Source organism: Streptomyces sp. NPDC050448 (assembly GCF_040655295.1).
Taxonomy (GTDB): domain Bacteria; phylum Actinomycetota; class Actinomycetes; order Streptomycetales; family Streptomycetaceae; genus Streptomyces.
Window position 1 is genome coordinate 81,013 of record NZ_JBFAJR010000020.1, and the last position, 21,150, is coordinate 102,162.

Below are 21,150 nucleotides of genomic sequence, written 5' to 3' on the forward strand. Positions count from 1 at the left end.
TGGGCCCGTACGATGGCGCGGTGCTGGTCAAGTGGATTCGCTGCACGGTGACGGACCGACGCGGGTTCGAGCGCGGGCAGCGCAAATGGGCGGGGTTGCCCGGCGAGCCCGGATTCCGGGGACAGGGCGGCGGCTGGAGCCGGGGGAGGCAGGGGGTAGCGCATGTCTTCGCGTTTTGGGAGAGCCGTTCCTTCTACGACTCCTTCATGGCCCGGTCGTACGACCGGCTGGCCGCGGCCCAGACCGGCACGTACACCAATGCGCGGGTCACGCTCTTCGACCACCGCTTCGATGTGAAGACCGGTTTCGAGCCGCGGTTCACCGACGCGGACGTCGTGCGCGTGGCCCACACCCGGGTGCGGGAGGGCCGCGTGGACCACTTCGCCCTCATGCAGGAGAAGGTCTGGAATCCCGCCATGGCGGGCTCACCCGGAATGATCCGGGGCCTCTTCGGGGAGGCCCCGGGCCGGGAGTTCCTGGTGCTGTCGATGTGGCACGCCGCCGCCGAACACGGCAAGTACCGTCAGGAGCGGGTCGAACGGCTCTCGCTGCGCGCCCAGACCGAGGCCGACGTGGAAGCCCTCACCGGTGATGTCGTCGACCTCGAACCGTCCTGGACGGTATGACCGTACGACGATCGGCGGGTCGACCGGCGTGCCCGGGTGCCCGGCCCGCCGGTGGCCGAATAGGGTCGTGGAATGGTTCGACCACGGCGCATCGTCCTTGTCCGGCACGGGGAATCGGAGGGCAATGCCGATGACACGGTGTACGAACGGGAGCCCGATCATGCCCTTCGGCTGACCCGCCAGGGGCGCGAACAGGCCGCGGAGGCCGGCGTACGGCTGCGCGAGCTGTTCGGCGACGAGTCCGTCAGCGCGTACGTCTCCCCGTACCGCCGGACCCTGCAGACCTTCCGGGAGCTGCGGCTGGACCCGGCGCGGGTCCGGATGCGCGAGGAGCCGAGGCTGCGCGAGCAGGACTGGGGGAACTGGCAGGACCGGGACGACGTACGGCTGCAGAAGGCGTACCGCGACGCGTACGGGCACTTCTTCTACCGTTTCGCGCAGGGCGAGTCGGGCGCGGACGTGTACGACCGCGTCGGGTCCTTCCTGGAGAGCCTCTACCGCAGCTTCGAGGCCCCGGACCATCCGCCGAACGTGCTGCTGGTGACGCACGGCCTGACCATGCGGCTGTTCTGCATGCGCTGGTTCCACTGGTCGGTGGCCGAGTTCGAGGCTCTCTCCAACCCCGGGAACGGCGAATTCCGGGTGCTTCTGCTGGGTCCGGACGGCCGGTACCGCATGGACCGCCCATTTGAGCGGTGGACCACACCGGAGCCTTATGACCTGGACGGCTAAAGTGGCGCGGGATGACCGCTGACTCCTCTTCCGAAAGGCGCTACGCACGCGCCATGGCCAGCCTCCGCGGGCTGGCTCTGGGTGACGCCCTGGGCTCCCAGTACTTCGTCCCCGTGAACTACCCCCTCCTCAAGCGCCGCGAGCTGCCCGCCGGCACCGAGACCTGGCAGTGGACCGACGACACCGAGATGGCCTGCTCGGTGGTCGCCGTCCTCGCCGCACACGGACGCATCGACCAGGACGCCCTGGCGAGCTCCTTCGCCCACCACCACGACTTCGACCGCGGCTACGGGCCCGCCGTGAACCGGATGCTGCGCCTCGTCCGGGAGGGCGAGGACTGGCGCACGCTGGCCGCCGAGCTGTTCAACGGGCAGGGCTCGTGGGGCAACGGCGCGGCCATGCGCATCGCGCCGCTGGGCGCCTGGTACGCAGACGACCCCGAGCAGGCCACGCATCAGGCGGAGATCTCCGCCTACACCACCCACCAGCACCGCGAGGCGGTGTGCGGGGCGATGGCCGTCGCCGCGGCGGCCGCACTGGCGGCGGATCCGTCCGGTCCGCCGAAGGCCGCCGACCTGCTGGACGGGGTGATCGCCCTGGTGCCGCGCAGCGCCGTCGGCGCCGGGCTGCGTCGGGCACGGGACATGCTGGACTACGGCGACGCGACCACGGTCGCGGCGGTACTGGGCTGCGGGCGGCGCACCAGCGCCCACGACACCGTGCCGTTCGCCCTGTGGTCGGCGGCGCGGTCGCTGGACGACTACCAGCGGGCGTTCTGGACCACCGCGCAGGTGGGCGGGGACGTCGACACGACCTGCGCGATCGTCGGCGGGGTGCTGGGGGCGCGCGGCGACGCGGTGCTGCCCGCCGCCTGGCTGGCCCGCACGGAGGACCTGCCGGCCTGGCTGCCGGAGACGGCGGCGCCTTAGCCGGCGCCGGGGTGGCCGGACCGGGGGAGCGGGCGTCGGCGGTGGGGCGGTACGACCCCCGTTCCGATTGTCACGGTCCTGCCACAGGGCCCCGTGCCGTATGGCTGTAGCCGCACGTCACGGGCCTACCCTGTCCGCTCCGCCGCCTCCGTCGTGACGACGGGGGCGGCCGACAGGGGAGGGGAACCCGATGTCAGAGAACACCGACGGGGTGGCCGATGGCCAGGCCGGGGACACGACCGACGGCGCGACCGGCGGCGCGACCGGGACCGCGACCGGGGGCGCGACCGCCGATGCCGGGCAGCCGGCTCCGGCGAACGGCGGCCCCGGCGAAGCCGCCGAGCCGACCACGGGACCGGCGGCGGGTGCCGCCCTGGGATCCGCTGCGGCCGAGCCCCCGGGGCAGCCTGCGGCGCCACCGACCGGGCCGCCCACGACAGCACCCGCCGTCTGGCCCGCGACAGCACCCGCCGTCTGGCCCCCAGCCGGTCCGCCCACCGCCGGGCCGCCGCCGCCCGGCTGGGACCCCAAGGCGTGGCAGGCCTACCAAGTCCGCCGGCAGCGGGCCAAGTCCGGGGCCTGGTCCATCGCACCGCTGGCGTGGGCCGAAGCCGCACGGCCGGCCCAGGCCGCACCCGTGCCCACCGCCGTCCTGCTGTCCGCCGTCGCCGCGGGCATCGCCGCGGCCCTCTTCCTCGGCGACGGCCTGGGCCCCGGCCTGCTGCTCGCCGTCGTGCCCGCCATCGCCGCCGCGTACGCCGCCGCCCGCGCGGCCCGGCGTACCGCCCGGCCCTGGACGGTGGCCTGGGCGATCGGCTGTGTCGCGCTCCTCGCCGTACCCGCGCTGCGCGACGCCGGCTGGCCCTCCACCCTCGCGCTGCTCGCCGCGGTCCTGCTCGGCGCGCTGGCCCTGCACGGCAGCCGCACCTGGCCCGGCGTGCTGCTCAGCCCGCTCGGCTTCGTCGACGCCACCGTGCTCGGCATCCGCTGGGCCTGGGGCGGGCTGCGCTCGCGCGGTAGCCGGGTGGACCGGAACCGCTGGCTGCCCGTGGTCAAGGCAGCCCTGGTGGCCGCGGTCCTGCTGGTGCTCTTCGGCACCCTCTTCGCCTCCGCCGACGCCGCCTTCGCGGACCTGTTGGGCGGGCTGACCCCCGAGGTCTCCGTCGGCGACGGACCGGTGCGCTTCCTGCTCTTCCTGCTCGGAGCGGTCCTCGCGCTCGCCGCCGCCCGCGCCGCCGCGGCGCCCTCGCGCTGGGACCGGATCCGGGTGGCGCCCGGAAAGCCGCGCTCCCGTGTCGAATGGGCGCTTCCGCTCGTCGTGCTCAACCTGCTCTTCGCCGGTTTCAACGCCGTCCAGCTCGCCGTCCTGTTCGGCGGCTACGACAAGGTCCTGGAGAGCACCGGGCTTCACTACGCCGACTACGCCCGCCAGGGTTTCTGGCAGCTGCTCTGGGCCACCCTGCTCACCCTCGTGGTGATCGCGCTCGCCCTGCGCTGGGCCCCGCGCGCCGGAGCCGGGGACCGGCGGTTCGTCCGCGTCGTACTGGGCACGCTGTGCGCGCTGACCCTGGTCGTGGTCGCCTCCGCGCTGCGCCGGATGGACCTGTACGTGGACGCGTACGGCCTGACCCGGCTGCGCGTGTCGGTGGCCGCGATGGAGCTCTGGCTCGGGCTGGTCATCGTACTGATCATGGCTGCCGGGGTGTCCGGCGCGCGCTGGCTGCCGCGCGCCGTCGCGGCAAGCGCGGCCGCGGCCGTCCTGGTGTTCGGGCTGCTGTCGCCGGACGGCATGGTCGCCGAGAAGAACGTGGCCCGCTTCCAGCAGGACGGCAAGATCGACCTGGCCTACTTCCAGTCCCTGTCGGCGGATGCGGTGCCCGCCCTGGACCGGCTGCCCGAGCCCCGGCGCTCCTGCGCCCTGCGCGGTATCAACAACGAGCTGTCGAAGGGCGGTCGGGTGCCCTGGTACGCGATGACCCTCGGCGAGTACCGGGCCCGGCAGATCCTTCGAGAGCGCCCGGTGACGGCCTCGTACGCGGTGTGCTCGAGCCTGGGCACCTTCGACACCCGCACCGGGTAGCCGCGACCGGCTCATCCCGTACGAGGGCCCGGGCGCGGGAGGTGATCCCGCGCCCGGGCCCTCGTACGTCGCACCGGTCTCAGGCCGCCGGACCGGTCTCCGCGACGGCGCCGTTGAGGGCTTCCAGGTCGCTCTTGCGCACCCGGATCACCAGCAGCGCGGTGGCCAGGGCGAGCCCGGCCATGGCGACGGCCGCGATGAACGCGGTGGAGATGCCCTGGGTGAGGACGAGGTCCCCCCAGGGGTCGGGCAGTCGCCCCGTCTCCTTGAAGGCCGCCACCTGATCGGCGTCCGCGTGGGCCATGAAGTCCGGGAACTGCTTCTCGCCTTCGCTCCGGCTGGCCGTGCCGAAGACGGTGACCAGGATCGACAGGCCGAGTGAGCCGCCCACCTGCTGGCTGGCGTTGAGCAGCCCGGAAGCCGCGCCCGCCTCCCGCTGGGCGACCCCGGAGACGGCGGTCAGGGTGAGGGTCACGAAGTTGAGGCCCATGCCGAAGCCGAAGATCAGCATCGGCCCGAGGACCCCGGAGACGTAGGAACTGTCGGTGCGGATGAACGTCAGCCAGGCCAGCCCGATGCCGGTGAGGCCGGATCCGGCGACCATGAACGGCTTGGGGCCGAAGCGCGGCAGGAAGCGCTGCGAGAGGCCGGCGGCGGTGACGATCGCGACGGTCACGGGCAGGAAGCCGAGCCCTGACTGGATCGGGGAGAAGCCCAGCACGTTCTGCACGAACTGGACGATGAAGAAGAACATGCCGAACATCGCGGCGGCGAGGCCGAGCATGATCAGGTAAGTGCCGGCGCGGTTGCGGTCGGCGAACATCCGCAGCGGGATGATCGGCTCGTGGGCCCGCGACTCGATGGCCACGAAGAGCGCGAGCAGGACGACGGCCGCGGTGAAGGAGGCGAGGGTGAGTCCGTCGCGCCAGCCGTCCTCGGAGGCGCGGATGAACCCGTAGACGAGCGAGGCCATGCCGCCGGTGGAGGCGAGGGCCCCCGCGATGTCGAACCGGCCCGGGTGGCGCTCGGACTCGGTGATGTAGAGCGGGGTGAGCACGGCGATCAGCACGCCGATCGGCACGTTGACGAAGAGCACCCAGCGCCAGTCGAGCCACTCGGTCAGCATGCCGCCGGTCAGCAGGCCGATCGCGCCGCCGCCCGCGGAGACGGCGGCGAACACCCCGAACGCGCGGTTGCGCTCGGGGCCTTCGGCGAAGGTCGTGGTGATCAGGGCCAGCGAGGTCGGCGAGGCGATCGCGCCGCCGACCCCCTGCAGGGCGCGGGCGGCCAGCAGTTGCCAGGGCTCCTGCGCGAAGCCGCCGAGCAGGGAGGCCAGGGTGAACAGCAGGATTCCGGTCAGGAACACGCGGCGCCGGCCGAGGATGTCGCCGGCCCGGCCGCCGAGCAGCAGGAGGCCGCCGAAGGAAAGCGTGTACGCGCTGATGACCCAGGACAGGTCGGTGGTGGAGAAGGAGAGTGCGGTCTGGATGTGCGGGAGTGCGATGTTCACGATCGTCGCGTCGAGGACGACCATCAGCTGGCAGGCGGCGATGACCGCGAGTGCCACGCCGGGACGCCCTTCCCGGCGGGCCGCGCCCGGTATCCGGGGCGTGGCGAGTTGAGAGCCTTTCACCGTGGAACCCCCCATAGTGAAACAGTGAACGCATTCGTTCACTGAGGGTCCACGGTAGGAGGCCCTTGATAGGGAACGCAACCGTTCACTAAGGCTGAAAATGCGTATGGGGGGCGCGTGAGTCGGTCGGAGGTAGGGGCGATGGTGGGTTCGCGCTGGTCAGCGACGGCATCGGGGCGCCGGCGGGGTCAGGAGCTCGAACGGGCGATCCTCGACGCGGCCTTGGAGCAGCTGAGCACCGTCGGCTGGAACGCGCTCACCATGGAGGGTGTCGCGGCCCGCGCGCACACCGGCAAGGCGGCGGTGTACCGGCGCTGGCCCTCGAAGGCGGACCTGGTGGCCGAGGTGCTGCGGACCGGGCTGCCGCCGATCGGAGGGATCGCCGACCACGGATCGATCCGGGGTGACCTCCTCCGGTTGTGTGTGCGGATGCGGGACGTGATGGAATCGCGCACCGGCCAGGCGCTGCGTGCGGTCCTTCACGAATGCGATCATGCCCATGCGGGCCGGTTCCATGACGTCATCAGGTCGGGGCTGCACGAGCCGGCCCACCGCCTGATCAGGGAGCTTGTCCAGCGGGGGATCGAGCGGGGAGACGTGCGGCCGGATGCGACGGATCCGTTTGTCGCCGACGTCATTCCGGCGATGATGATGTACCGCGCGAAGGTGTGCGGGAGCGAATGGGCGGATCCGGACATCGCGGAAATGATCGATCAGGTGATGGTGCCGCTGCTCAGGGCGTGAGACGCCGTGCGGACTCCACCCGGGCCGGGGTGTGCAGGCGGCTCCGGGCGGCGTAACCTTGCTGGCGCCATGCCGTACGAAGCACCCACCCACACCGTCGAACGCTCCCTCCGTGCAACCACCGGTGCCAAGGTCATCGCCGGGGTCGACGAAGTCGGACGAGGGGCCTGGGCCGGTCCCGTCACCGTATGCGCGGCGATCACCGGTCTGCGCCGGCCGCCCGCAGGGCTCACCGACTCCAAACTGCTCACCCACAAGCGACGCGATGCGCTCCTCGACGTCCTGGAGGACTGGGTCACCGCTTACGCCCTGGGGCACGCCTCCCCGGAGGAGATCGACGGACTCGGGATGACCGCCGCCCTGCGGCTCGCCGCGGAGCGCGCCCTGGAGGCGCTGCCCGTGCGCCCCGAAGCGGTGATCCTCGACGGCAAGCACGACTATCTCGGGCCGCCCTGGCGGGTTCGTACGGTGATCAAGGGTGACCAGTCCTGCGTCTCCGTCGCCGCGGCCTCGGTGATCGCCAAGGTCAGGCGCGACCGCATGATGGCCGAACTCGGTCAACAGGGCGGTGGAATCGAGGACTTCGCCTTCGGTCACAACGCCGGATACCCCTCGCCCGTGCACCGGGCCGCGCTGGAGGAGCTGGGGCCCACCCCATATCACCGGCTCTCGTGGTCGTACCTCGATGCGCTGCCCCGGTGGCGCCACCTCAAGAAGGTGCGCCGCAGCGAGGAATCGATGGAGCTGGAAAACGGAGGCCAACTCGGCTTCGATTTCTGATCGCACCCACGTGCCACCCACCGGTACGTTTCGTACCGGTGTTTGATAGACATCAACTCATGCCTCTCACCCCCGAGGAGCCTCAGATTCACGAGAGTGCCCAGGGTCCCCGCGTCACGCCGGCCGCGAGCCGCACCGCGCAGACCCCCCGCCCCGTACCTGGTCCGCGTCCCGCCGCCGTTCCGCGGCCCGGACGTCCCGGTCCCTCCCCCGCAGCCGCAGGCCGTGCGGGCGGTACCTCCAGGCCCGCACCGCCCGCACAGCGCGCGTCGCAGGCCACCCCCGGGCCCGTTCCCACAACCCCCACCGCACCGTCCGTCTCCGCGGCGGTGCCGCAGATCCAGCTGATCCCGGCCTCCGCCGAGGGCGCGCTGGACGCGGCCGAAGAGGCCGTCGACCTGTTGCTCGACACCGGGCGCGCGCCCGGCGACATCCTGGTGCTCACCACCGGTGACCCGCACCCGTGGGCCGCGCACGAGCTGTCCTTCGGCGAGGCCGCGTACTGGGCCCTGCACGACGCCGGGGACGACGTCTTCTACGCGGACGCGGCGCAGGTCGAGCGCGCCGCGGGCCGTCCCGTCGTGGTCTTCGCGGCCAACGGCGGACCGGTCGGGGCGACCGCCGCCGCCCTGCCGACCGCGCTCACGCGGGCCGGTGCGCTGCTCATCGTGTGCGGCGACCCGCAGCAGATCAACTCGGTGCTGGGCGCGGGCGTCTGACGCCCCGTACCCCGGCACGGGCAAGGGGCGGGGCTGGCCGGGAGCCGGCCCCGCTGAAGCCCGAGGCCTGACCTGCCGTACGCCCGCTCCAGGGTGTACGGCCGTGAGGGCTGCCCGCGCGTGGTGACTCCGTGTGCTGAAGGTGCCTCAGTCGTCTCGTGTGCGTGGTCCGTACGGGTGCGGGCGGGTGCCTCGGTACTGGCGCCGGCGAGTCGGCGTACGGATGTGGCCGGGTCTGCGGGCCTCAGCGCGCGGCGGTTCGGCGCAGGACCTCGGTCGCGCCACCGCCGGTGCGCAGGGCCACCGCGGGGAACTCGGCCACGGTGTCCCCGAGGCGCTCGGGCCGCGAGTCGGAGCTGGGCCGCCGGCCGCCCCGGCCTTCGCCCAGCACCTGCCAGCCGCCGCGGGTCAGCGTGATGTACGCGCCGCAGCGCAGCCCGTGCAGGGTGCAGGCGTCCCGCAGCCCCCACATCCAGGCGCCGTCCTCCTCGGTCCACCGCTCGTCGCCCTCGCGGCAGTACAGCAGCACCGCCGTGCGCACCGGGGTCCGGCGTCGCAGGTCGTGCGGGATGACCCGGCGCAGCCCGGAGAGCAGGGCGTTGCGGTACTCCCAGCCGTCGGCCGAGGCCGATCGCTGGACGAAGGAGACGCTCGCGACGAGCTGTTCCTCGGGGCCGAGTACGGCGATCATCGCGGTCGAGGGCACCGGACTGTGCCGGGAGTGGAGCCCGCTGACGACCTCGCGCGGATTGCGCAGCAGGGGGACACCCGCCGCTGTCCACTCGGCGGGTTCCAGCAGTCGGCCGTGCCGGCTGGCGCCGCCGACTGCCGTTGTCAGAGACGTGGTCGAGGGCGGGGCGAATCCGAAGGTCACGGTCCTCCCTTCGGGTACACGCCCGCGGACGGGCACAGCTGGAGTGCGGGCACGCCGCGGCGCGGCCCAGGAGAGCGCCGTCGAGCCGAGCGGGAGCACTCCGATTCTCGCGTGGCCCGTGAGCATGCGGCAACGAGCAATTGGCGCCGCCGACCGGAATTCGCCGGTATGCCGTTCATATCCTTGCCCCGTCACGCCGAAGTTGACTCATTCGGCTATGGCTGAAGCGCCAGTACCAGCGGAAACACTCCCTTCGCGCCTGCCCGCCGCAGCAGCCGGGCGGCCACCGCGAGGGTCCAGCCGCTCTCCGCCCGGTCGTCCACGAGGAGTACGGGCCCTGCTGCCTCCGCCAGACTCGACGCCAGCGCCGGAGGCACGGTCAAGGCCTGGTGGAGTGCGCGCACGCGCTGTGCGCTGTTGGAGGAGGGCAGGCCGAACTGCGGGGCCTGATCCGTGTACGCGAGCGCCCCGAGCAGCGGAAGCCGTCCGACCTCCGCGATCCGCGCGGCCAGCGAGCCGACCAGCTGAGGCCGGCTGTGTGAGGGGAGGGCCACCACGCCCACGGGCCGGGCGGGCGCGTCCGGGGCCCCGGAGGCCCAACCGCCCTGGCCTCGGGCCCAGTCGGCGAGTACCGCCACCACGGCCTGCGCCACATCGTCCGGAATCGGCTGGTCTGGAGCTTGCGCCGCGAGCATCGGACGCAGCCGGTTGCCCCAGCCGATGTCGGACAGCCGGCCCAGCGCCCGTCCGGTGGAGGCCTGTTCCCCGGCAGGGATGCGGCCCTTGAGGTCCACGCCGACCGCAGCCAGCCCGGTCGGCCACATCTTGCGGGGCTCCAGCTCCACGCCGGGCCGGCCGAGCTCCCCGCGCGCCGTGTCGAGCGCGGTGGCCGAGACGTCCGCCGTGAACCGGGCCCCGGCGCAGTTGTCGCAGCGGCCGCAGGGCGCGGCCTCCTCGTCGTCCAACTGGCGGCGCAGGAACTCCATCCGGCAGCCGGTGGACGCCGCGTAGTCCCGCATCGCCTGCTGTTCGGCGGCCCGCTGACGTGCCACCCAGGCGTAGCGCTCGGCGTCGTACACCCACGGCTCGCCCGTCGAGGTCCAGCCGCCCTTGACCCGGTGCACCGCGCCGTCAACGTCGAGGACCTTGAGCATCGTCTCCAACCTGGTGCGCCGCAGGTCGACCAGCGGCTCCATGGCGGGCAGCGACAGCGGCCGGCCCGCCTGGGCCAGGACCTCGAGAGTGCGGCGTACCTGCTGCTCCGGCGGGAAAGCGACCGAGGCGAAGTACTGCCAGATGGCCTCGTCCTCCCGGCCGGGCAGCAGCAGCACCTCCGCGTGCTCCACCCCACGGCCGGCGCGGCCGACCTGCTGGTAGTAGGCGATGGGAGAGGACGGCGAGCCCAGGTGCACCACGAACCCCAGGTCGGGCTTGTCGAAGCCCATGCCCAGCGCCGAGGTGGCCACCAGGGCCTTGACCCGGTTCGCCTGGAGATCGTCCTCGGCCTGCTGGCGGTCGGCGTTCTCCGTCTTGCCGGTGTACGAGGAGACCGTGTGCCCGCGGTGGCGCAGGTACGCGGTGACCTCCTCGGCGGCCGCCACCGTAAGCGTGTAGATGATTCCGGAGCCCGGGAGCTCGCCGAGGTGGTCGGCGAGCCAGGCCAGCCGGTGCGCCGCGTCGGGCAGGGTCAGCACGGCGAGGCTCAGGCTCTCGCGGTCCAGCGGGCCGCGCAGCACGAGCGCGTCCGTGCCGGCTCCGGTGCCCAGCTGCTCGGCGACGTCGGCGGTCACGCGGGCGTTGGCCGTGGCGGTCGTGGCCAGCACCGGGACACCGGGCGGAAGGTCGGCCAGCATCGTGCGCAGGCGCCGGTAGTCGGGGCGGAAGTCGTGCCCCCAGTCCGAGATGCAGTGGGCCTCGTCCACGACGAGCAGGCCCGTCGCGGCGGACAGCTTGGGCAGCACCTGGTCGCGGAAATCGGGGTTGTTGAGCCGCTCGGGGCTCACCAGCAGGACGTCGACCTCGCCCGCCGCGACCTCCGCCTGGATCCCCTCCCACTCCTCGGGATTGGCGGAGTTGATGGTGCGGGCGTGGATCCCGGCGCGGGCGGCGGCCTCTACCTGATTGCGCATCAGCGCGAGGAGCGGGGAGACGATCACGGTGGGACCGGCGCCGTTCGCCCGCAGCAGCGAGGTGGCGACGAAGTACACCGCGGACTTGCCCCAGCCTGTGCGCTGCACCACCAGCGCCCGCCGCTTGTCCGCGACGAGGGCCTCGATCGCGAGCCACTGGTCCTCGCGCAGTCGGGCGGTGCCCGTGGGGTCGCCCACGAGACGGGCCAGTACGGAGTCGGCCGAGGTCCTCAGGTCTGCGTTCATGCCCCCATGCAACCCGATGGCTACGACATCGCGCCAATGGCGCCCTGAACCTGTGGATGTTGAATGATCAACACTTATCCACAGGGCTTTCCGGATCCCGTCGTCCGCGGGACCGTCGGGGCATGACGAACGACCGTGAATCACGCACCCCGTCCGACCGGCCCTCCTTCAGCCCGTCCGGACCCGCCCTCGACCCCCGGATCACCCTGCGCAGCCCGGCCGAACTGGCCGACGCGCTGCCCTACATGCTCGGCTTCCATCCCAGCGACTCCCTCGTCATGGTCGCCGTGCACGGCGAGGGCGGCCGCTTCGGCGGCCGGCTCCGCGTCGGCATCCCCTCGGCCCCCGCGGAATGGGAGGACACCGCCCGGCAGGTCGCGGACTGCCTGATCCGGGGCAGCGAGCGGCGTGGCGGCAAGCCCGACGGCATCGTCGTCTTCCTCTGCCAGGACCCGGCCGGCGGCGAGAGCGGCCAGCGGGTGATGACCCGGCTGCGGCCGCTGGCCCAACGCATCCGGCTGGCCTGCGGCGCGCTCGACGTGCCCGTGATGGAGGCGCTGTGCATCTCCGGCGGCCGGTACTGGTCCTACTGCTGCCCCGACGAGCGGTGCTGCCCGGCCGAGGGCAGCCCGCTGGCCGCGACCGGTACCTCGGTGATGGCGGCGACCGCCACCTTCGCCGGACTCCAGGTCAGGGGCTCGCTCCGGGAGATCGAGAGCCGGCTGGCACCGCTGCGCGGCGGTGTGGCGGTGGAGATGGAGCGGGCCCTGGACCGGGCGGCCGCAGCCCTCGTGCCGAAGATCCTCGCGGGAGCCACCCGGCAGGAGGTCGGTGCGGAGAGCATCACACTGGCCCGGACCCTGATGCAGCGGATGACCCTGGCCCCGCCCGTCGAGGGCGGCCCGGGAGCCGACGACTGGGACGACGCGCTGCTCGGCCACGACGAGGCCGCCACACTGATCCTCGGCCTCCAGGACCGCGAGATCCGGGATGTCGCGGCCGAGTGGATGGAGGGCGAAGAGGCAGCCCCCGCCCTGCGGCTGTGGCGGGCGCTGGCCCGCCGCTGCGTCGGGGCCTACGGGGAGCACGCGGCAGCCCCGCTCACCCTCGCCGGCTGGGTCTCGTGGTCCACCGGGGACGAGCCGACCGCCCGGATCGCCCTCGGGCTGGCCCTGCGGGCCGACGCCGAGTACCGCTTCGCCCAGCTGCTCCACCACGCCTGCAACGAGGGCATCGACCCGGAGGGGCTGCGGGCCTGCCTGCGGGAGGAGCGGCGGCGCCGGGAACCCCGCCGCAAGCGCGCGGCGGCCACCACCCGCCCTCCGGGCCGCCGGGAAGCTCAGCCCCGCCGCGAGACCCGCCGCACCGCGGGGAGCGACCAGTGAGGCGGGACCGGGTCCGGGGCCGGGGTGTGGGCCCGGGCCGGGTGAATCCCGTGCGGCGGATCCGGAACGTCGTGATCACCGCCGTTCGGCGGCGGATCCCTCACCGGCACGGCTCTGTACGGGCGCAGCCGCCACCGGGGCCCGTGACCCGGGCGGGGGCAGGGGCGTTCAGCTGGAGGGTGGCGGGGGCCCGGCCGCGCCGCCCAGCGAAACCGGCCGGAGCGCAGACAGCCCAGACAAGGCGACCCATGGCCCACTCCGTACCGCCCGCCCGCAGGACCGAGCTCCCGCCCGTGCACGGCGCCGTCATCTGCGTCGCCGCGCCCTGCCTGGTCATCTCGCCGGAGCACGGCCAGCTGACCGGACGGGGGATCGACGGGATCTACCGCTCCGGGCGGAGGCTGCTCTCCCGTTGTGTGCTCCGGGTCGGCGGCCGGGACCCGGTCGCCGTCCAGGGACGCAGCCTCGGATCCGACCGGGCCGTCTTCACCGCGACCGTCCGTACCGGCGCCGAAGCGGGCCCCGACCCCGACATCGGCGTGGAACGGGTCCGCCACGCGGATGGCACCGAGCGGATCACCCTGCGCAGTTTCACGGCCCGGCCGCTGCGCCTCCCGGTGGAGGTGTCGCTCGGCACCGACCTGGCCGAGCTGGCCGCGGTGGCCGCCGGCCGGGCCGGGCCCGAACTGCCGGCCGGGGTGCACGCCGCCGGGCTGCGCTGGAGCACCGGGGAGGCTCAGGCCGTCACCGCGGCCGAGCCCGCCCCGGACGACGCGCTCGCCTCGGCGGGGCTGCTGCGCTGGCAGCTCGAACTGGGGCCGGGCGAGTCCCGCACCATCGTGCTGCGGACCACACAGGACCGCACGGCACGGGCACCGGCGGGGCGGGTGGCCAATCCGCTGGCCGACGCCCGGGCCGAGGGGGACGACCCTCGCGTCGAGGCCTGGTTCCGCACGAGCGTCGAGGACCTCGGCGCGCTGCTGATGCGGGATCGCGAGGAGCCGGCCGACGCCTTCGCCGCGGCCGGGGTGCCCTGGCGGCTCGGGCTGGCTCCGGCGGAGTCCCTCTGGGCCGCCAGGATGGCGCTGCCGCTCGGGACCGGGCTGGCCGCGGCCACCCTGCGCACCCTCGCCCGGACTCAGACCGGCGGCCGTGGCACCGACGCCGGGAAGATCCCGGGGCCGCTGCGCGCGGCGGGTCCGCAACTGCCGCCGGGGTGCACCGGCATCGAGGCGACACTCGCCTTCCCGGCGGTGCTCGCCGAGGCCCGGCGCTGGGGGATGCCCGAGGAGGAGGTGGCGCGGCTCCTCCCGGCGGCCGAGCGGTGCCTGGACTGGCTGCGCGGCGCCCTGGGGCAGGACGGGTTCCTGGCCGATCCCGATCCCGGGCCCCGACGCTGCGAGACCCAGACCCACGCCCACCGGGCCGCGCTGCTCGGGGCCGACCTGCTCGCCGGATGCGGGCGGCCCGGCGCCGAGGAGTGGCGCGAGTGGGCGGCCGCGCTGCGGGAGCGGTTCCGGGACGGGTTCTGGATCGACGGCCCGGACGGCGGACGGCCCGCGGCGGCGCTGCACCCCGACGGGCGGCCCCTGCCCCGCCTGACGGGGGCCGCCGCCCACCTCCTGGACACCGGCCTGCTGGGCGGCGGCCGGCTCGCCCCGGGGCTGCTGGACCCGGTCCGCACCGAACAGCTCGCCCGCCTCCTCGGGGCCCCCGCCATGGATTCCGGATGGGGGCTGCGGAGCATGGCGTTCCGGGAGCCGGGGCACAACCCCTTCGGCCACCGCTCGGGCGCGGTGCGGGCGTACGAGAGCGCCGTGGCGGTCGTCGGGCTGGCCCAGGCCGGCTTCGAGAAGGAGGCCGCCGGACTGCTGCGGGGCCTGCTGGACGCGGCGGAGAGCTTCGGGTACCGGCTGCCGGAGATGTACGCCGCCGAGCAGCGCACCGCGGGCAGCGCCCCGCTTCCGCACCCGGCGGCCTGCCGCCCCGCAGCGGTGGCCGCTGCCGCCGGGGTTCACGCACTGACCGCCCTCGCCGGGATCCGTCCCGACGCCCCTGCGGGCACGGTCGCCCTCGCCCCGCTGCCCGGTGCTCCCCTCGGCGCCCTCCGGTTCTCCGGCCTGCGGGTCTCGGGTGAACCGTTCGCCGTCCGGATCAGCCGGCTCGGCCTCGGCATGGTGGAGGAGGCGGCCAATGCGCTCCAACTGGGCGGGTAGCCTGGCGATCGCCGCCTCCGGGATCACCAAAGCTCTGTTTATCGTCAGGCAGACGACTATGATCGCGGCATGTCGCCCTACGACCCGTCGGCCTATCCGCCCTTCGCTGTCACCGTCGACCTGGTCGTGCTCACCGTGCGGCGCCACGCGCTGTGTGCGCTGGTCGTCCGGCGGGGTGAGCAGCCGTTCCAGGGACGCTGGGCCCTGCCCGGCGGCTTCGTGCGCGGAGACGAGGACCTGGCCGCGGCCGCGGCCCGGGAGCTCTCCGAGGAAACCGGCCTGTGCGCCCACGATCCGGCCGAGCCCGGCGCGGGCAACGGGGCGCACCTCGAACAGCTGGCCACGTACGGGGATCCGAAGCGCGATCCGCGCATGCGTGTCGTCAGCGTGGCGCATCTGGTCCTGGCTCCGGACCTGCCCGCACCCCGGGCGGGCGGAGACGCCAACAGCGCGCGCTGGGCCCCCATCGAGGAGCTCCTCCCCGTCGAGGACGAGGCGGCCTCGGGGCTCGCCTTCGACCACGCCCGGATCCTCGCCGACGGCGTCGAGCGGGCCCGCTCCAAGATCGAGTACTCCTCGTTGGCCACGGCCTTCTGCCCGCCCGCGTTCACCGTCGGCGAGCTGCGGCGGGTCTACGAGGCCGTGTGGGGCGTGGCCCTCGACCCCCGCAACTTCCACCGCAAGGTCACCGGTACCCCCGGGTTCCTGGTGCCGGCCGGGGGGACGACGACCCGTCAGGGCGGCCGGCCCGCCCAGCTGTTCCGGGCCGGCGGGGCGACCCTGCTCAACCCGCCGATGCTGCGCCCGGAAGTCTGAGGCTCCGCCACCCGCGCCCTCGCCACCGGCGTCGCCCCCCGCACAGTCGCCGGCACCGCTCTCCACGCCGAGAGCCGGGCCGTGGCCGACACGGGTGCGAACGCACCCTGGGTGCACCGAAAATCGGATATATCGCGTTATCTTGCTTGCGGTACTCACGTTGCCGCAGTGCGGTCTCACCCCCCGCGAGAGAAGCGATGCTCCAGGCCATCGGACTCACCAGCACACCCCGTCGAGACCTCCCGCCCCTGGTGGACGACCTCACGTTCGAGGCCCGCCCGGGGACCGTGACCGCCCTCCTCGGCGAACCGGGATCGGGCAAGACCACCGCGCTGCGGCTCATGCTCGAACTCGAACCGGGCCGCGGCGTCACCTACTTCCGCGGACGCCCGCTGCACCGGATCCCGCATCCCGGCCGTGAGGTCGGAGTGCTGTTCGGCGACGTCCCGGGCAACCCGGCGCGGACCGTCCGGGGCCAGCTGCGGATGCTGTGCGCCGCCGCCGGGGTGCCGGCCTCCCGGGCCGACACCATGCTGGAGGTCGTCGGCATCGCGGGCCTGCGCGACCAGCGGCTCGGCTCGCTCTCGCTCGGCATGGACCGCCGGGTGGGACTGGCCGCGGCACTGCTCGCCGACCCGTGCACGCTGCTCCTCGACGAGCCCGCCGCCGGACTCTCGCCCCGCGAACGCGGCTGGCTGCACGGGCTGCTGCGCGGCCACGCCTCCCTCGGCGGCGCGGTGCTCTTCACCACCGACGACGCGAAGGAGGCCGCCCGCAGCGCGGACCGGGTCGTCAGCATCGAGGCAGGCCGGCTCGTCGCCGACCAGGACGCAGCCGAGTTCGCCCGTACCCGGTTGCGGCCGCGGGTCGCCGTGCGCAGCCCGCACGCCGCCCGGCTCGCCGACGTACTCGGCCGGGAGGCCCGGGCCGCCCGGCGCGCGGTGGAGATCGTCGAGGAGACCGGCAGCCGCCTGTCGGTGTACGGCAGCAGCTGCGCGGAAGTCGGCGAAGCGGCGTTCCGGCACGGTGTGCTGGTCCACCAGCTCGCCGACGAGACCGGGGACGCCGGCGCACCGCGCCCGCCCGTACCGCCGGTGCCGCAGGCACGCACCGAGCCCGGCGGGGACCCGGCGAACGCTTCCGCCCCGGCCGAAGCCGGCTGCCTGCCCACCCCCGGCGGCAGCCGCTCGGCCGCCCACAGCGGGCGCCCGGCCTCGACGGTGCGCCGGGTGGGCGGGCCGCTGCGGCCGCTGCGCTACGAGCTGCGCCGGGTCTTCGGTACCGCCACGCCCGCCCTCACCGCAGCCGTCGTCGTCGCCGTCTCCGCCGTCACCGCCCTGGTGCTGGCCCGGGCCGGCGGCACCCCGCAGAACCGGCTGCTCGCCGCCTGGCCGGAGCTGCTGCCGCTGCCCCCCGCCGCCCTCGGCGCAGGGCTGCTCGGCGCCCTGGCCTTCGGCGAGGAGTACCGTTACCCCGCGCTCGCGGCCGACCGCGGCACCGTGCCGCGCCGGATGGGCCTGCTTGCCGCCAAACTCGCCGTCTGCGCCGGCCTCGCCCTGGTGTTCGGCGCGCTCGCGGTCGCCGCCGACGCCGCCGCCTTGAAGCTCGTCTTCGACCGCGGCCCGCTGCGCACCCCCGCGGAATGGGTCTCCCCGGCCGCGAGTTGGGCCGGGCTGCTCATCGGCTGTGCCTGGGCCGGCGTGCTGGCCTCCGGCGTCTTCCGGTCGGCCGCCGCGGGCCTGGCCGCCGTGCTCGCCGTACCGGTCGTGGTCGTTCCGCTCGTACGCAAGGCGCTGGAGGGTCCGTCCGCGTACCCGGCGAGCGGACTCGCGGCCCGGCTGCGCGGGCTGGTCTGGGCGCAGTGGCCCCCGGAGGCGGACCGGCTGGTCGTGGGGGCCTTGCGGATGATGGCCCAACCTGTCGGCACCGCACTGGTGTTGTCGCTGATGGTCCTGTTGTGCGCCTATGGGTTCACAGGACTGCGCAGCCGCGTCCGTTGGTAAGGGACCGTTCGTGATCGTTCCGGTGCCGGAGAAAGTCCCAACGGGACCGAACTGGTCCGCATCACATGAACCGGACCGCAACTCCCCGCAAAGAGCCCGGTTCTTTACGATAAGTCGTCAATTGCGTAGGTGGCGCCGATCACCCTTTCGTGTGCTTTTCACCAAAGACCTCAAGGGTCATGGAGGCAAGGCCGACAAAGGATTCGTGAGTACCCTTGCGCACACCATGATGACCGCCGCCCGCCATGCCGACTCCGGCCTCGCCGGCCCGGGCGAACTCGACCGCTACCCCTACGCGGAAGCCTCCGGGACCGACCGCGTCGGAGCGCCCCACTGGGACGGCGCCGACGTCGAGTTGAGCCGGGTCGGCCGCCGCGCGGCAGGCAGCCGCGGCCGCGGACTGCACGGCCAACTCGTCCAGCAGCTCGGCCAGATGATCGTCTCCGGCGACCTCGGCGCAGACCGCCCGCTCGTCCCCGAGGAGATCGGCCAGCGCTTCGAGGTCTCCCGCACGGTGGTCCGCGAATCGCTGCGCGTGCTGGAGGCCAAGGGCCTCGTCAGCGCCCGCCCCAACGTCGGCACCCGCGTCCGGCCGGTCGCCGACTGGAACCTGCTCGACCCCGACATCATCGAATGGCGCGCATTCGGCCCCCAGCGCGACGACCAGCGCCGCGAGCTCAACGAGCTCCGCTGGACCATCGAGCCGCTCGCCGCCCGCCTCGCCGCCGGCCACGGCCGCCCCGACATCCAGCAGCGCCTCGCCGACATGGTCGAGATCATGGGCCACGCCCTCGGTCAGGGCGACGCGATCACCTTCGCGCGCGCCGACAACGAGTTCCACGCGCTCCTCATCCAGGTCGCGGGCAACCGCATGCTGGAGCACCTCTCCGGCATCGTCTCCGCCGCGCTCCAGGTCTCCGGAAGTCCCGTCACCGCCTGCGACCGCCCGAGCGAGGCGTGCGTCGCGCACCACGCGCGGATCGTCGAGGCCCTCGCCGCCGGCGACGCGACGGGCTCCGAGAACGCGATGCGTCAGCTCCTGACGGTGCATCCGGAGGTCGAGCGCGTGGTCCCGGCCCCGCGCGAGCACTGACGGGCGGACGGACGGCGGCGCGGGAGTGCTCGCACGTGTCGCCGGGCCCTGGAGGTACCCGGGACGGAGTTCGGCGGGGGTACCTCCTGGCGGTAGCCGGGGAGACGGCTCGGCGGCACCGGCGTGCGCAGGCCTTCGATCACAGCTCGGCGGCGGCATGCGCGGGCCTTCGAGCGCGGGTCAGCGGACATCGGCCCCGGCGGGGGCCGACCTCGTGCACCCGTCGGCGACGTCGCACGGCCCGCGACCTCGCGCGACGGCATCCGGCCGCGTCCGGGCCCCTGCGTATGACCGTATGACCGGCAGCGGGGCAATCGGGGTGTGACTCGGGCCACGAAGAATTGGGCGTAACACTCCGCGAGGTCAAGCGATGACCTAGAGAGGTGATGGCCGACGGAGGGAAGACAGCAGCCCTTGCGGGCGCTGTGCAGCTCCCCGGCCCCTGCCCGCGCCCCCGGCCCATCCCCAGTCGGTGGTCGTCGGCTCCGGTCCAGCACCACCCGGCCGGGGTCGGAAGCCGTTTCCATCGTTCCGAGAGGTTGTTCGTGTCGGCCAGCACATCCCGTACGCTCCCGCCGGAGATCGCCGATTCCGAGTCTGTGATGGCGCTCATCGAGCGGGGCAAGGCCGAGGGGCAGATCGCCGGCGATGACGTGCGTCGGGCCTTCGAGGCTGACCAGATTCCTGCGACCCAGTGGAAGAATGTTCTGCGCAGCCTCAACCAGATCCTCGAGGAAGAGGGTGTGACGCTGATGGTCAGTGCCGCGGAGTCGCCCAAGCGCACCACCCGCAAGAGCGTCGCAGCGAAGACCCCGGCCAAGCGGACGGCCACGAAGACCGTCGCGGCGAAGACGACGGCTGCGCGGACCGTCGCCGCCGCGGCACCTGCGGCCGAAACGGTGGACCCGGAGTCCGTGGACGCTCTCGCAGAGGAGCCCGGAACCGAGCCCGCCGCGAAGAAGACGGCGGCGAAGAAGACGGCGGCCAAGAAGGCCGCACCCGCCAAGAAGACCGCCGCCAAGAAGACGGCGGCGAAGAAGACCGCCTCCAAGAAGGACGCCGACGAGGCCGGCGAGGAGGAGCCCCTCGAGGAGGGCCCCGGCGCCGCCAAGGCGGAAGCCGAGGAGGAAGAGGACAGCGGCGAGAGCAAGGGCTTCGTCATCTCCGATGACGAGGACGACGCCCCGGCCCAGCAGGTCGCCGTGGCCGGCGCCACCGCCGACCCGGTCAAGGACTACCTCAAGCAGATCGGCAAGGTCCCCCTCCTCAACGCCGAGCAGGAGGTCGAGCTCGCCAAGCGGATCGAGGCGGGCCTGTTCGCCGAGGACAAGCTGGCGAACTCCGACAAGCTGGCACCCAAGCTCAAGCGCGAGCTGGAGATCATCGCCGAGGACGGCCGCCGCGCCAAGAACCACCTGCTGGAGGCCAACCTCCGCCTCGTGGTCTCCCTGGCCAAGCGCTACACCGGCCGCGGCATGCTCTTCCTGGACCTGATCCAGGAGGGAAACCTGGGCCTGATCCGCGCGGTCGAGAAGTTCGACTACACCAAGGGCTACAAGTTCTCCACGTACGCGACCTGGTGGATCCGGCAGGCGATCACGCGCGCCATGGCCGACCAGGCCCGCACCATCCGCATCCCGGTGCACATGGTCGAGGTCATCAACAAGCTGGCCCGTGTCCAGCGCCAGATGCTCCAGGACCTGGGTCGCGAGCCCACCCCGGAGGAGCTGGCCAAGGAACTCGACATGACCCCCGAGAAGGTCATCGAGGTCCAGAAGTACGGGCGCGAGCCGATCTCCCTGCACACGCCGCTCGGCGAGGACGGCGACAGCGAGTTCGGTGACCTCATCGAGGACTCCGAGGCGGTCGTCCCGGCGGACGCCGTGAGCTTCACGCTCCTGCAGGAGCAGCTGCACTCGGTGCTCGACACGCTGAGCGAGCGCGAGGCCGGCGTGGTCTCGATGCGCTTCGGCCTCACCGACGGACAGCCGAAGACCCTCGACGAGATCGGCAAGGTCTACGGCGTCACGCGCGAGCGGATCCGTCAGATCGAGTCCAAGACGATGTCGAAGCTGCGCCACCCGTCCCGCTCCCAGGTCCTGCGCGACTACCTGGACTGACCGGGCCGAGGGCCGTACCGAGGTG

16 protein-coding genes are annotated in these 21,150 nt (G+C 73.5%); 13 read left to right on the forward strand and 3 right to left on the reverse strand.

Translation table 11 applies throughout. The features are described 5' to 3' along the window. Window positions 1–20 precede the first annotated feature (20 nt). The 4 genes from AB0I68_RS23215 (at window position 21) to AB0I68_RS23230 (ending at window position 4,367) form a co-directional block, all read left to right on the forward strand. Entirely contained in the window at window positions 21–626 is a 606-nt protein-coding gene (locus AB0I68_RS23215; protein WP_363179254.1) for a YdbC family protein, read from the forward strand. A 72-nt stretch (window positions 627–698) separates the two neighbouring features. Beyond that, window positions 699–1,358: a histidine phosphatase family protein gene (locus AB0I68_RS23220; protein WP_363179255.1), complete on the forward strand. Its 660-nt coding sequence runs from the start codon at window positions 699–701 to the stop codon at window positions 1,356–1,358. 11 nt (window positions 1,359–1,369) lie between these two features. Beyond that, complete coding sequence (locus tag AB0I68_RS23225; RefSeq protein WP_363179256.1) at window positions 1,370–2,287, forward strand: ADP-ribosylglycohydrolase family protein; 918 nt, start codon at window positions 1,370–1,372, stop codon at window positions 2,285–2,287. Between the two features lie 190 nt (window positions 2,288–2,477). Further along, entirely contained in the window at window positions 2,478–4,367 is a 1,890-nt protein-coding gene (locus AB0I68_RS23230) for a DUF4173 domain-containing protein (RefSeq protein ID WP_363179257.1), read from the forward strand. A 79-nt stretch (window positions 4,368–4,446) separates the two neighbouring features. Here AB0I68_RS23230 and AB0I68_RS23235 read toward each other — a convergent pair whose 3' ends face one another. After that, window positions 4,447–6,015 carry an MFS transporter gene (locus tag AB0I68_RS23235; RefSeq protein ID WP_363179258.1) on the reverse strand — a complete coding sequence of 523 codons (1,569 nt, stop codon included), beginning with the start codon at window positions 6,013–6,015 and terminating at the stop codon, window positions 4,447–4,449. Window positions 6,016–6,141: 126 nt separating this feature from the next. Between AB0I68_RS23235 and AB0I68_RS23240 the strand changes: the two genes are divergently transcribed. The 3 genes from AB0I68_RS23240 to AB0I68_RS23250 all read left to right on the forward strand — a co-directional run bounded on the left by AB0I68_RS23240 (window position 6,142) and on the right by AB0I68_RS23250 (window position 8,243). Then, window positions 6,142–6,744 carry a TetR/AcrR family transcriptional regulator gene (locus AB0I68_RS23240; RefSeq protein WP_363179259.1) on the forward strand — a complete coding sequence of 201 codons (603 nt, stop codon included), beginning with the start codon at window positions 6,142–6,144 and terminating at the stop codon, window positions 6,742–6,744. A gap of 69 nt (window positions 6,745–6,813) precedes the next feature. Then, entirely contained in the window at window positions 6,814–7,524 is a 711-nt protein-coding gene (locus AB0I68_RS23245) for a ribonuclease HII (protein ID WP_363179260.1), read from the forward strand. Between the two features lie 59 nt (window positions 7,525–7,583). Then, window positions 7,584–8,243, forward strand: a complete 660-nt coding sequence (locus AB0I68_RS23250; protein WP_363179261.1) for a hypothetical protein — start codon at window positions 7,584–7,586, stop codon at window positions 8,241–8,243. A gap of 244 nt (window positions 8,244–8,487) precedes the next feature. Here the strand turns inward: AB0I68_RS23250 and AB0I68_RS23255 are convergent, their stop codons facing one another. Together AB0I68_RS23255 and AB0I68_RS23260 are read right to left on the reverse strand one after the other, a co-directional pair. Further along, window positions 8,488–9,117, reverse strand: a complete 630-nt coding sequence (locus tag AB0I68_RS23255; RefSeq protein WP_363179262.1) for a hypothetical protein — start codon at window positions 9,115–9,117, stop codon at window positions 8,488–8,490. Between the two features lie 215 nt (window positions 9,118–9,332). Continuing rightward, on the reverse strand, window positions 9,333–11,492 hold the full coding sequence (locus tag AB0I68_RS23260; protein WP_363179263.1) for a RecQ family ATP-dependent DNA helicase: 2,160 nt from the start codon (window positions 11,490–11,492) through the stop codon (window positions 9,333–9,335). Window positions 11,493–11,614: 122 nt separating this feature from the next. Here AB0I68_RS23260 and AB0I68_RS23265 point away from each other — a divergent pair, with 122 nt between their 5' ends. The 6 genes from AB0I68_RS23265 (at window position 11,615) to AB0I68_RS23290 (ending at window position 21,125) form a co-directional block, all read left to right on the forward strand. After that, window positions 11,615–12,877: a DUF4192 domain-containing protein gene (locus AB0I68_RS23265; protein WP_363179264.1), complete on the forward strand. Its 1,263-nt coding sequence runs from the start codon at window positions 11,615–11,617 to the stop codon at window positions 12,875–12,877. Between the two features lie 248 nt (window positions 12,878–13,125). Next, window positions 13,126–15,093, forward strand: coding sequence for a glycogen debranching N-terminal domain-containing protein (locus AB0I68_RS23270; protein WP_363179265.1), 1,968 nt, complete (start codon window positions 13,126–13,128; stop codon window positions 15,091–15,093). Between the two features lie 69 nt (window positions 15,094–15,162). Next, window positions 15,163–15,909: an NUDIX domain-containing protein gene (locus tag AB0I68_RS23275; protein ID WP_363179266.1), complete on the forward strand. Its 747-nt coding sequence runs from the start codon at window positions 15,163–15,165 to the stop codon at window positions 15,907–15,909. Between the two features lie 197 nt (window positions 15,910–16,106). Further along, window positions 16,107–17,912, forward strand: coding sequence for an ABC transporter ATP-binding protein (locus tag AB0I68_RS23280; protein WP_363179267.1), 1,806 nt, complete (start codon window positions 16,107–16,109; stop codon window positions 17,910–17,912). A gap of 151 nt (window positions 17,913–18,063) precedes the next feature. Beyond that, entirely contained in the window at window positions 18,064–19,005 is a 942-nt protein-coding gene (locus tag AB0I68_RS23285) for a FadR/GntR family transcriptional regulator (RefSeq protein ID WP_363179268.1), read from the forward strand. A 545-nt stretch (window positions 19,006–19,550) separates the two neighbouring features. Then, window positions 19,551–21,125 (forward strand): RNA polymerase sigma factor, encoded by a 1,575-nt coding sequence (locus AB0I68_RS23290; RefSeq protein ID WP_363179269.1) that lies wholly within the window; start codon window positions 19,551–19,553, stop codon window positions 21,123–21,125. Window positions 21,126–21,150 lie beyond the last annotated feature (25 nt).